Annotated in this window: 10 protein-coding genes; 9 read left to right on the forward strand and 1 reads right to left on the reverse strand. The window is 66.6% G+C overall.

Features of this window, described 5'->3' with window-relative positions; all coding sequences use genetic code 11:
• The first annotated feature begins 13 nt into the window (after positions 1-13).
• Genes ABQE44_RS22530 through ABQE44_RS22570 form a run of 9 tightly spaced genes read left to right on the forward strand, consistent with a single transcriptional unit; the run spans position 14 to position 10,026 of the window.
• On the forward strand, positions 14-883 hold the full coding sequence (locus ABQE44_RS22530; RefSeq protein WP_448394854.1) for an alpha/beta fold hydrolase: 870 nt from the start codon (positions 14-16) through the stop codon (positions 881-883).
• Positions 880-2,565 carry a bifunctional 3-(3-hydroxy-phenyl)propionate/3-hydroxycinnamic acid hydroxylase gene (locus ABQE44_RS22535; protein ID WP_448394853.1) on the forward strand — a complete coding sequence of 562 codons (1,686 nt, stop codon included), beginning with the start codon at positions 880-882 and terminating at the stop codon, positions 2,563-2,565. Before ABQE44_RS22530 ends, ABQE44_RS22535 begins: the two co-directional genes overlap by 4 nt.
• Positions 2,489-3,433, forward strand: a complete 945-nt coding sequence (locus ABQE44_RS22540) for a 3-carboxyethylcatechol 2,3-dioxygenase (RefSeq protein WP_448394852.1) — start codon at positions 2,489-2,491, stop codon at positions 3,431-3,433. Before ABQE44_RS22535 ends, ABQE44_RS22540 begins: the two co-directional genes overlap by 77 nt.
• Positions 3,426-5,201 carry an FAD-binding protein gene (locus ABQE44_RS22545; RefSeq protein ID WP_448431986.1) on the forward strand — a complete coding sequence of 592 codons (1,776 nt, stop codon included), beginning with the start codon at positions 3,426-3,428 and terminating at the stop codon, positions 5,199-5,201. Before ABQE44_RS22540 ends, ABQE44_RS22545 begins: the two co-directional genes overlap by 8 nt.
• Positions 5,198-6,529, forward strand: a complete 1,332-nt coding sequence (locus tag ABQE44_RS22550) for an LLM class flavin-dependent oxidoreductase (protein WP_448394850.1) — start codon at positions 5,198-5,200, stop codon at positions 6,527-6,529. Before ABQE44_RS22545 ends, ABQE44_RS22550 begins: the two co-directional genes overlap by 4 nt.
• 3 nt (positions 6,530-6,532) lie before the next feature.
• Positions 6,533-7,351, forward strand: coding sequence for a coniferyl-alcohol dehydrogenase (locus tag ABQE44_RS22555; RefSeq protein WP_448431988.1), 819 nt, complete (start codon positions 6,533-6,535; stop codon positions 7,349-7,351).
• Positions 7,352-7,364: 13 nt separating this feature from the next.
• A complete protein-coding gene (locus ABQE44_RS22560; RefSeq protein WP_448431990.1) occupies positions 7,365-8,363 on the forward strand; it encodes a cyclase family protein in 999 nt (332 codons plus the stop codon).
• Positions 8,364-8,372: 9 nt separating this feature from the next.
• A complete protein-coding gene (locus ABQE44_RS22565; protein WP_448394847.1) occupies positions 8,373-9,215 on the forward strand; it encodes an alpha/beta fold hydrolase in 843 nt (280 codons plus the stop codon).
• Positions 9,205-10,026 carry an SDR family NAD(P)-dependent oxidoreductase gene (locus ABQE44_RS22570; RefSeq protein WP_448431992.1) on the forward strand — a complete coding sequence of 274 codons (822 nt, stop codon included), beginning with the start codon at positions 9,205-9,207 and terminating at the stop codon, positions 10,024-10,026. The genes ABQE44_RS22565 and ABQE44_RS22570 overlap by 11 nt, the downstream gene beginning before the upstream one ends.
• Here ABQE44_RS22570 and ABQE44_RS22575 read toward each other — a convergent pair.
• The coding region (locus tag ABQE44_RS22575) for an alpha/beta fold hydrolase (RefSeq protein WP_448431994.1) at positions 10,023-10,267 on the reverse strand (245 nt) is incomplete at its 5' end. The genes ABQE44_RS22570 and ABQE44_RS22575 overlap by 4 nt on opposite strands.

Below are 10,267 nucleotides of genomic sequence, written 5' to 3' on the forward strand. Positions count from 1 at the left end.
CGAGAGGGTAGGCGTGTCGGAGTTCGAGAGCGTCTGGAGCGATCTTCAGGGTGTCGCGTTCTCGCAGGGCTACCTCGACGCCGGCGGGGTGCGCACCCGTTATCTGCACGCGGGCGACACCGACAAGCCGGTGGTGGTGTTCCTGCACGGCTCCGGCGGACATGCCGAGGCGTACGTGCGCAACCTCGAAGCCCATGCCGAGCACTTCTCGACCTGGTCGATCGACATGCTCGGGCACGGCTACACCGACAAACCCGGGCATCCGCTCGAGGTGCACCACTACGTGAATCATCTGATCGCCGTGCTGGATGCACTCGGCGCGAAGCGGGCCCACATCAGCGGGGAATCGCTAGGCGGGTGGGTGGCGGCCAGGGCCGCAGTCGATCACCCCGAGCGCATCGACAAGTTGGTGCTCAACACCGCGGGTGGGTCGCAAGCCGATCCCGAGGTGATGAGGCGCATCATCACCTTGTCGATGGCCGCGGCGGAGAACCCGACCTGGGAGACCGTGCAGGCCCGCATCAAATGGTTGATGGCCGACAAGTCCAAGGACTACGACGACATTGTCGCGAGCCGGCAGCGCGTATATCGGCAGCCGGGGTTCGTCGCGGCCATGAAAGACATCATGGCGCTGCAGGATCCGCAGATCCGTGCGCGCAATCTGCTCGGGCCCGAAGAGTACGGGTCGATCACCGCGCCGACGATGGTGGTGTGGACAAGTGACGATCCCACCGCCGACGTCGCCGAGGGCCGGCGCATCGCCTCGATGGTTCCCGGCGCCCGCTTCGAGCTGATGCCCGGCTGCGGGCACTGGCCTCAATACGAGGATCCCAAGACCTTCAACCGCCTGCATCTGGACTTCCTGCTGGGACGCCAAGGATGACCGAGCAGGTCGATGTCGTCATCGTCGGCGCCGGACCGTCGGGACTGACGCTTGCGAACATCCTTGGGCTGCAGGGTGTCCGGACGGTGGTTGTGGAGGAGCGCGACACGCTCATCGACTATCCGCGCGGCGTCGGTCTCGACGACGAGGCGCTGCGCACCTTTCAGTCCATCGGACTGGTGGACCGGGTATTGCCGCACACCGTGCCCAACCAGATCCTGAGGTTCTTCGACGCCAATCGGCGGCTGCTCGCCGAAATGGCGCCGCCCGACGCACGGTTCGGGTGGCCCAAGCGCAACGGGTTCGTGCAACCGATGGTCGATGCCGAATTGTTCGCCGGCCTCGAACGTTTCGATTCCGTCGACGTCCGGTTCGGCCACCAGATGCAGACGTGTGTGGAAACCGACGACGGCGTGACGGTGAAGTTCGCCGGCAGGCAGGACGGCCTGCACGCGCGCTACGTCGTCGGGTGCGACGGCGGGCGCAGCGCGACGCGCCGGCTGATGGGCGTGTCGTTCGACGGCACCACGTCCTCGACCCGCTGGCTGGTCGTCGACGTCGCCAACGACCCCCTCGGCCATCCCAACAGCGAGGTGGGCGCCGACCCGGCCCGGCCGTATGTCTCGATCTCCATCGCCCACGGCATCCGGCGCTTCGAGTTCATGATCCACCCCACCGAGACCGACGCCCAGGCCGACGACCCGGTGTTCGTCAGAAATATGCTGGCGCAGCGGGTTCCACACCCGGAGAATGTAGACATCATCCGGCACCGGGTGTACACGCACCATTCGCGGATCGCAGGGTCGTTCCGCAAGGGGCGGCTGCTGCTGGCCGGCGACGCGGCGCACCTCATGCCGGTGTGGCAGGGGCAGGGCTACAACAGCGGGATCCGCGATTCGGCCAACCTCGGGTGGAAGCTGGCCGCCGTGGTGAACGGCCAGGCCGGTGACGCCCTGCTCGACACCTACGACATCGAGCGCCGCAAACACGCCAGGGCCATGATCGACTTGTCCACCATGGTGGGGCGGGTCATCTCACCGACGAACCGACGGGTGGCCGCCCTGCGCGACCGGGTCATCCACGCCGCATCAGTGGTGCCGACGCTCAAACGTTACGTGCTCGAGATGCGGTTCAAGCCGATGCCGCGCTACCAGCAGGGCGCGGTTTTTCACGCCGAACACGACGCGGAGAACTCGCCGACCGGAACCCTGTTCATCCAGCCCCGCGTCGACACCCGCGACCAACAGAATGTGCTGCTCGACGACGTGCTCGGTGCTGGCTTCGCGGTGTTGTGCTGGAGCAACAACCTGCGAGCGATCCTGGGGGACAAGGCGTTCGACCGCTGGAAGGCGCTCGGCGCCCGGTTCATCGAGGCGCGGCCGATGACGCAGCTGTCGTGGCCGGGCCATGACGACGCCGACGTGACGGTGATCGGCGACAGGACCGGCGCGCTCAAGGGCTGGTTCGACACCTACACCGACTCGGTGTTGTTCCTGCGCCCCGACCGGTGCATCGCGGCCGCCTGCATCGCCCAACGTGCGGCCGAGACCAGCGAATCGCTCTTCGACGTGCTCTGCCTGACTCAGGGAGGAGGTTCAGGTTCTCATGGCAACACTGGCCCTGTGCTGTATGTCGCACAGCCCGCTGCTGGATCTTCCGGGACCGTCGCGGGATCTCCTTGACGAGATCGACGCAGCGCTGACCGAAGCGCGTCAGTTCGTCACCGACTACGACCCCGAACTGGTCGTCATCTTCTCGCCCGACCACTACAACGGCTTCTTCTACCGGACCATGCCGCCGTTCTGCATCGGCACTGCCGCGCAGGGCGTAGGTGACTACGGCACCCACGCCGGTCCGCTCGACGTGCCCGCCGACATCGCCACCGACTGTGCCCGAGCGGTTCTCGAGTCCGGGATCGACGTGGCGATCTCGGCGAGCATGGACGTCGACCACGGCACGGTGCAGCCGTTGCAGAAGCTGTTCGGCGACGCGACGGCGCGTCCGGTGATCCCCATCTTCATCAACTCGGTCGCCGTCCCGCTGGGACCGCTGCGGCGGGTACGTGCGCTGGGCGCCGCGGTGGGCACCCATCTGGCGACGCTGGGCAAGCGGGTGCTGGTGGTGGGATCCGGTGGCCTTTCGCACGATCCGCCCGTCCCGACGTTGGCGAACGCACCGGCCGCTGCGCTGGAGCGCATCGTGCACGGGGCGCCGATGAGCGCCGAGCAGCGCCAGGCCCGCCAGGTTGCGGTGATGGCGGCCGCGCAGACATTCGCGCAGGGTGACAGCCCGCTGCAACCGCTCAACCCCGACTGGGATGCCGGGTTCCTCGAGTTGATCGACGCCAACCGGTTGGCTGAGGTCGACGGTTGGTCCAACGCCTGGATCGAGAAGGAGGCCGGCCACTCGGGCCACGAGATCCGCACGTGGGTGGCGGCTTTCGGCGCGCTCGCTGCGCACGGGCCCTACCGCACCGGGCACCGGTTCTACCGCGCGGCACCCGAGTTGATCGCCGGCTTTGCGGTCAGGACGGCGGTGCTCGATGTCTGATGTGTTCGACCGCACGGTCGATGTGCTGGTCGTCGGATCGGGAGGGGGCGGCATGACCGCCGCCTTGGCTGCCGACGCATTCGGCCTCGACACGTTGATCGTGGAGAAGTCGCCGCGCTTCGGCGGCTCTACCGCGCTGTCCGGCGGCGGGATCTGGGTGCCGGGCGCGCCGGCGCAACGCAAAGCCGGCTACACCCCCGACCCCGACGGGGTCGTGCAGTACCTGCGCCGCATCACCGGCGGCCTGGTCAGCGACGAGCGGCTACGCCAGTACGTCGACACCGCGCCCGAGATGATGGAGTTCCTGGAGAAGCTCAGCCCCTGGTTCGAGTTCGTCTGGAAACCCGGCTATGCCGACTACTACCCAGAACTGCCCGGCGGATCCGAACTGGGCAGCACCATCAACGTGCCGGCCATCGACCTTCGCAAGCTCGGCGACGAGGAGCAGAACCTGCTACAGCCGTTGGCGCTGGCGCCGAAAGGAATCTGGTTCGCCCCCAAGGACCTTCGGCTGTTCTACCAAGTGCGGCAGAACTGGCGGGGCAAGGCTGTGCTCGTCAAGCTGATCTGGCGGATGGTGCGTGCCCGGGTTTTCGGCGATCGGATGGCCGCCATCGGGCAGTCCCTCGCCGCGCGCATGCGCCTGGCCCTCAAACAGCAGAACGTCCCGTTGTGGCTCGACACGCCCATGACCGAACTGATCACCGACGTCGACGGCACCGTGACGGGTGCGGTGGTCGAACGCAACGGCCGCCCGCAGCGCATCGGCGCGCGCCGCGGCGTCATCCTGGCCGCGGGCGGGTTCGACCACGACATGCACTGGCGCACCCAGCATCTGCCCGTGCTCAACCGCGTCCGTGAGCTCGCCGGTGAGGGCACCGACTGGAGCTTCGGCAACCCGGCGAACATGGGTGAGGGTATCCGCGCGGGAGAAAAGGTCGGCGCCGCCACCGAACTGCTCGACGAGGCGTGGTGGTTTCCCGCCATCTGCTGGCCCGACGGCCGGCTGCAGTTCATGCTCAACGAGCGGATGATGCCGTCGCAGTTCGTGGTCAACGGCGCCGGCAAGCGGTTCATCAACGAGGCCGCGCCGTACATGGATTTCGCGCACGCAATGATCGAGGGCCACAAGTCCGGGGTCACCCACATCCCGTGCTGGCTGATCACCGACATCCGCTCGTTTCACCGCTATGTCGTCGCCGGGCACCTGCCGATCCCGAAGATTCCCTTCGCGCCGGTACCGACCGGGTGGAAGGTACCCAAGGCCTGGTTGGAATCCGGCGTCGTGCAAGAGGGCACCAGCTGGGAAGAGCTGGCCGACAAGATCGGCGTACCGAGAGGCCAATTACGTGAAACCGCCGAGCGGTTCAACGAGTTGGCGCGCAAGGGCCACGACGACGACTTCAACCGCGGCGAATCGGCCTACGACAACTACTACGGCGACCCGAACCTGCCCAACCCGAACCTGCACCCGTTGGGCAAACCGCCGTACTACGCGTTCCAGATCATCCTCGGCGACCTCGGAACCTCCGGCGGTCTGCGCACCGATGAACAGGCCCGAGTGCTGCGCGATGACGACAACGTTGTCAAGAATCTCTACGCGGTGGGCAACACCTCGGCTGCGGTGATGGGCCGTAGCTACGCCGGAGCCGGCGCAACCATCGGCCCGGCAATGACATTCGGCTACGTCGCGGCAAAACACATCGCCGACCAGTCGACCGACACCGGCACCCCGAACGTCGATAAAGATCGAAAGGTAACCAAATGAAGATCTCGCTGTTCTACGAATTCCCGCTCCCGCGGCCGTGGAGTGACGACGACGAACACCAGCTTTTCCAGGACGGTCTCGACGAGGTGGAGCTTGCCGACAAGGCGGGCTTCTCGACGGTGTGGTTGACCGAGCACCACTTCCTCGAGGAGTACTGCCACTCCACCGCACCGGAGATCTTCCTGTCGGCAGCCAGTCAACGCACCAAGAACATTCGGCTCGGCTTCGGCATCATGCACCTGCCGCCGGCCGTCAACCACCCCGCACGCGTAGCCGAGCGCGTTTCGACCCTCGACCTCATCTCGAACGGCCGCGTCGAGTTCGGCACCGGCGAGTCCTCGTCGGTGGGTGAACTGGGCGGGTTCGGGATCGACCCCGCCGACAAACGCGCCATGTGGGAGGAGGCCCTTGAGGTCTCGATCCGCTGCATGACCGAGGAACCGTTCACCGGATATTCCGGCCAGCACATCGAGATGCCGCCGCGCAACGTCGTGCCCAAGCCGCTGCAGAAGCCGCACCCGCCGGTGTGGGTTGCGTGCACGCGGCCGGCGTCGGTGTCGATGGCGGCGCAAAAAGGGCTCGGTGCACTGAGTTTCGCCTACACCGGCCCTGGCCCGCTGACCGATCGGGTCAACGGTTACTACACGGAGTTCGAGGAGAGCTGTGTCCCGGTGACACCGCAGATGAACCCGAACATTCTCGCGATCGGCGGCGATTTGTCGATGATGGTCGCCCCGACCGACGAGCAGGCCATCGAACGGCTCGGGATGGGCGGCGGGTTCTTCGCGTTCGGAATCATGCACTACTACATGACCGGGATGCACACGCCGGGCCGCACCGGTGTGTGGAAGCGCCACCTCGAGGAGATCGAGAAAGACCCGAGCGTGGTCTACGGCCCCGACCGTGGCCCGATCGGCAGCCCGGAAACCGTGCGCAACTTCCTGCGCGGCTACGAGCAGAGCGGTGTGGATGAGCTGATCCTGCTGCTGACACCCCGCAGGCACGAGGAGACGATGGAGTCTATCGAGCTGATGGGCAAGGAGGTGCTGCCCGAATTCATCGAACGCGATGAGAAGGCCACCGCCGATAAGGCCAAGCGTCTGGCACCGATCCTGGAGAAGGCCGAGGCCCGGCGGCCCGAGTCGACGGCGCCGGTGTTCGACGAGAGCTACGCCTTCGGCGGGTTGCCGACGGGCCGGCAGAACTACACCGCCAACGAGGTCGCGCTGGCGATGGATGAGATGACCGAGGGCATCGAGGCCGCCGCCAAGAAGCTCAAGTCAGGGGAGGGGTGGGCGAGCCGCAACCCGGCTGCCGATCAGAGCTGATCCATGGGGCAGATCGCCGACTTGTGGCGCTACGACGGCCGCAGGGTCGTGGTCACCGGATGTTCGTCGGGTATCGGTGAGCAGGTCGCGCGTCAGGTCGCCGAACTCGGTGCCGAGGTGATCGGGCTGGATATCAGCCCGCCCGCAGCGTCATTCGGTGAGTACATCGCGCTCGACCTGTCGGATCCGGCATCGATCGACGCGGCGGTCGCGTCGATCGGTGGTCACGTCGACGCGCTGTTCAACGTCGCCGGCGTGTCGTCGGGTATCGGGGATCCGCTGCGGGTGGTCACCATCAACTTCCTCGGTACCCGCAAGTTCACCGAGGCGTTGGTGCCGTCGATGCCGCCGGGGTCGTCGATCGCGAACGTGTCGTCGCTGGCGGCGTCGGGCTACCGGCTGAACGCCGACGTCACCGCGGGGCTGGTGGCCACCACGACGATGGCCGATGGAATCAAGTGGTGCGAAAGCCATCCCGAAGCCGTTGCCGATGGCGGCGGTTACCGGCTGTCCAAGGAGGCGATCATCCTCTACGGCATGGCCAGCGTCGTGGCGTTGGGTACCAGAGGAATCCGGATCAACTGCACCGCGCCCGGCGTCACCGACACGCCGATCCTCGACCAATTGCGCAGCGCCTACGGGCAGGAGTTCCTGGACTCGTTTCAGACGCCTCTGGGCCGGACCGCGACACCCGGCGAACAAGCCAGCGTCCTGGTCTTTTTGAACAGCCGCGCCGCCAGCTACGTCACCGGACAGGTGATCTGGGTGGATGGTGGCACAATCGGCGAGACCGACCTCGCCGGGTCGGTGCTGCGACAATGATGACGAGGAAGCAATGACGGCCAGTATGAAGGATTTTCGCCGCGTCGCCGACGAGGTTCGCAATTGGGGCCGGTGGGGCGACGACGACGAGCTGGGCACGCTGAACTTCATCACCCAGGACAAGGTCGCCGAGGCGGCGGCCACCGTGCGCCAGGGTAAGGTCATCTCCCTCGGTGGCGACTTCGGGTCGTCGGGACCGCAGGGCGCGTTCCAGTTCCGTCAGAACCCCATCCACGTCATGACCGTCGACGGTGGCGATGCAAACACCTTGTGTCAGTACGCACCTAATTGGCTGCGCAACTCCGTTGCCCAACAGCTCAGCTCGTTCTTCGCCGACAACCCGTTCCGCTTCAACGACGACATGATCGTGATGCCGCTGCAGGCGGCCACCCAGTGGGACGCCCTGTCTCACGTCTACTACGAGGACAAGCTCTACAACGGTTTCCCAGCGGACTCGGTGACCAGTTTCGGCGCCTTCCACTGCGGCATCGACAAGGTCGACGTCAAGGGCATCACCTCGCGCGGCGTGCTGCTCGACGTGGTGGCGCACCGCGGCGCCGAGGTGTTCTGTGAGCCCGGAAACCCCATCACCCCAGCCGAACTCGACGACGTCGCGGCCAAGCAGAACGTGCAGATCGGGCGGGGAGACATCGTCGTCGTGCATACGGGATGGTGGACGCGGTTCCTGTCCACCGGTGACGGCGAGGAACCCGGCTCCGGGCTCGACTGGACCTGCGCGTCATGGTTGCACGACCACGAAGTGGCCGCCGTGGCCGCCGACAACCTCATGGTCGAAGACCCCGACCCGGCCAACGGCGTGGAGGGCACCTTCCTACCGATGCACATGCTGTGCCTGCGCGATATGGGCATGATGCTGGGCGAGTACTGGGACCTCACCGGCCTGGCCGCCGACTGCGCCGCCGACGGGGTGTACGAATTCCAGTTGATTGCACCGCCGTTGAAGGTGGTGGGCGCGGTCGGCGCACCCGTCAGCCCGATTGCGATCAAGTAGGTGGGCTCGGTGGCGGAATACGCCCGCAAGTCCGTGCTGGTCGACGGGCTCGTGACGAGTTATCTTGAGGCCGGAGAAGGCGATCCGGTGGTGCTGCTGCACGGTGGGGAGTTCGGCGCCGGCGCCGAACTCGGCTGGGAACGCAATATCGCCGCCTTGGCCGCGCACCACCGGGTGCTGGCGCCCGACATGCTCGGCTTCGGCGACACGGCCAAAGTCGTCGACTTCACCGACGGGCGCGGTATGCGGATCCGGCACATCGCACGGTTCTGCGAGGAAGTGGGGGTCGACTCCGCATACTTCGTCGGCAACTCGATGGGTGCGGTGAACCTGTTCGTCGACATCACCTCGCCATCGCCGGTCTTGCCGGTGCGCGGCATGGTGGCTATCTGCGGCGGTGGTGAGATTCAGCGCAACGAGTTTTCGGCGGCGCTCTACGACTACGACGCCACGCTACCCGCCATGCGCAAGATCGTCGAAGCGCTGTTCTACAGCCCGGCGTATCCGGCCGATGATGCGTATGTGCAGCGGCGATACCAGGCCAGCATCGCGCCCGGCGCGTGGGAGGCGTTGGCGGCGGCGAGGTTTCGTCGTCCTGGGCTGGAGGCTCCACCGTTGCCGTCGAGCACCCGTGCCTACCAGCGCATCACCGTGCCGACGCTGGTGGTGGAGGGCGGCGGGGACAAGCTGCTGCCACCCGGTTGGGCTGCCGACATCGCCGGGCAGATCAGCGGCGCGCGATCGGCCGTGGTGAACGCCGCTGGGCATTGTCCGCAGATCGAACAGCCCGACGCCGTCAACGCGTTGCTGCTGGAGTTCCTGGCCGGAAACGAGGAGGGTCATGACGGGTGAGCTCGAGGGTAAGGTCGCGGTCGTCACCGGCGGCGCGTCGGGCCTCGGCGAGGGGCTGGCACGCCGTTTCGCCGCCGAGGGCGCGCAGGTGCTCATCGGCGACGTCGACCGCGACGGCGGCACCGCGCTGGCCGCCGACATCGGCGCCAACGCCCACTTCGTCGACGCCGACGTCACCGATATCCAACAGGTCAGCGGCCTGGTGTCGACGGCCATCGACCGGTTCGGCGGTCTGCACGTCATGGTCAACAATGCCGGCGTATCGGGCACCATGCACCGCCGCTTCCTCGACGACGACCTGGCCGACTTCGACCACGTGATGCGCATCAACGTGCGCGCGGTGATGGCGGGCACCCGCGACGCCGCCCGGCACATGTCGCAGCACGGCGGCGGGTCGATCATCAACCTGACGTCGATCGGCGGCATTCAGGCCGGCGGCGGCGTGATGACCTACCGGGCGTCGAAGGCAGCCGTCATCCAGTTCACGAAGTCCGCGGCAATCGAGTTGGCGCACTACGAGATACGCGTCAACGCGATCGCGCCGGGCAACATCCGCACCGCTATCGTGCGTAAGTCGGCCACCGGCGAGGATCGCGAAAAGCTCGGGCAGTTCGAGGCCAAGATCCGCGAACAGATGCGCAACGACCGTCCGCTGAAGCGCGAAGGCACCATGGAGGATGTCGCCGAGGCGGCGCTCTACTTCGCCACCGACCGCTCCCGGTACGTCACCGGCACGATCCTTCCGGTCGACGGCGGCACCGTTGCGGGCAAAGTAATTGTGCGCAAACCGAAATCGGACACCGAGGCCTAGTCACCGTCCGCGTGGTCGGCATGTTCTCGAACCAATTGCGGAAACCTGCGGCGGTCCGGGCGGAAGATGTCGTGAGGCGAGTCGCTGAACTCGACCAACGTTGCATCGGGGAACTCGTCCCGATACCGCGACCACTGCTCGTCGGTGACCAGAACACGTTCGCCGCTGCGCACCACGAGTAACGGAATTTGCAGCGCGGCAAGCTCATTCCAAAACGCCCGCGCGCGAGCGGCCGCAAACG

Source organism: Mycolicibacterium sp. XJ2546 (genome assembly GCF_053483195.1).